A 1,242-nucleotide genomic window follows, 5' to 3' on the forward strand; every position below is an offset into this window, starting at 1 on the left:
TTGACGGCCGACAGGATCATGGTGGCCGACACCAGCTCACCGTTGCCGTGGACCCACGCAGGAGAACGGTCGTGCGCGCGGTAGTCGATCTCGACGCGCGCGATCGGCTCGTCGGAAACGAGCGAGAACGCCTGTCCGCCGGGGAGGAAGACGACGTCGTTGGGGCCGAGAGGTGTTTCGACGCCGTCGCTGAGCGACAGCTGCGCCTCGCCGGCGACCTGCACGAGGAGCGTGTCACGCGGGCTGGGAGGGGTCGCGGCGGGGCGCGTGAGGCTCAGCGCCGTGTGCCAGATCCGTCGCACCGAGACCTCGGCGACGTCGGCCTCATCGATGAAGGCGTGGCTGCGCGCGAGGTCGCCGCGGGCATCGATGCCGCGCGCCGCGAACCACTCGGCGACGGCGGATCCGGTCAGCGGAACACGGGCGATCGTCCACACGGGTTCGGGGCGCCGAGAGCCCGATACACCGGGCGCGCTCATGCGGTCTCCCCTCCACGATGCGTAGCGACCGAATCTAGACGCCGCGATTCACCGCGGAAAGCTGCTTCACCCTCTCTCCCTTACTGCGGCGCTCAGGAGTCACCCGTTGCCCACCCGCCGAGGCCGACTCCCGACAGCAGGCACCACCTTGCGACTCCGTTTACGCCGCAGAGGGGGATGCACGGCTGGATGTGAGACGCAACATCACCCGACCCCGAGAGGACCTCCCCGTGGAGAACACCCCCGAATTCCCTGCCGTCGATGCCGGCCTCCCCCGCCGCACGGTGCTGACCGGCGCCGCCTGGACCATCCCCGTCATCGCCGCCGCCACGATCGCGCCCACCGCGTCAGCGTCGGGCACGCTCCAGCTCGCGTTCGACAAGTCGACCTACAACGGCACCGCCTGCTCGACCATCGCCGGCGCGTATGTGACCGCGACGACGAACGGCGTGCCGGCGAGCGGCAAGTCGATCACGGTGAGCCTGTCGAACAACTACACGTTCTCGGGCGGCTCGACCACGGCCACCGGCTACTCCGGCACGAATGGGCGTTATGCGCTGCCGGACATCAACGTCCCGGCCGCTGGCGGCAACGGTACGTCGAGCGCAAACTCTGGATCCACGACTACGACGGCAGTACTCAGTGCAGGCGTGAGGACCGGCGGAGTGCCTATGAACGGCACGCTCGCCGTCACGGGTCTCCCCTCGGACGTCACCGCCACCCAAATCACCCGCGAAAACGTCAGTGGCGGCGTCGCCATCTA

At 68.9% G+C, this 1,242-nt stretch carries 1 protein-coding gene and 1 pseudogene; one reads left to right on the forward strand and one right to left on the reverse strand.

The window, feature by feature from the left end; all coding sequences use genetic code 11:
* Positions 1-479: hypothetical protein (locus P2P98_RS19045; protein ID WP_275801851.1), on the reverse strand; the 479-nt coding region annotated here is incomplete at its 3' end.
* Between the two features lie 230 nt (positions 480-709).
* Between P2P98_RS19045 and P2P98_RS19050 the strand changes: the two are divergent.
* Positions 710-1,242: pseudogene (locus P2P98_RS19050) on the forward strand (hypothetical protein); the annotation flags it as partial.

It is taken from the genome of Microbacterium sp. Kw_RZR3 (genome assembly GCF_029222405.1).
Lineage (GTDB): Bacteria > Actinomycetota > Actinomycetes > Actinomycetales > Microbacteriaceae > Microbacterium.